Below are 399 nucleotides of genomic sequence, written 5' to 3'. Positions count from 1 at the left end.
TAAAACTATTAAACGATACAATTTCTAAAACACTTAACAACATACAACTGGCATAATAGCTTTTCTATCGGTAGAGGAGCGTTGTATATGAATTGAAGCAAAAAGCGTAAGCAATTGTGGATTATATACAAGTGAGAATGCTGGCATGAGTAGCGAAAAGGGATGTGAGAATCATCCCCGTCGAAAGCCCAAGGATTCCTGAGCAAGGCTCGTCCTCTCAGGGTAAGTCGGGACCTAAGGCGAGGCCGAAAGGCGTAGTCGATGGACAACAGGTAGAAATTCCTGTACTACAAGATTGTGATTGAGAGAAGTACTGACGCAGAAGGAAAAGTCGAGCGTGTGAATGGTAGAACACGTCCAAGTAACAAGCCAGAATATACAGGCAAATCCGTATATTCG

At 42.9% G+C, this 399-nt stretch carries 1 rRNA gene; it reads left to right on the top strand.

The features are described from left to right. Window positions 1-399: ribosomal RNA gene (locus ACU68U_RS09270) — 23S ribosomal RNA — on the top strand; the annotation flags it as partial.

The sequence above is a fragment of the Finegoldia sp. P3-F-LR genome (genome assembly GCF_052932165.1).
This window is presented reverse-complemented; position numbering and strand designations above follow the sequence as displayed.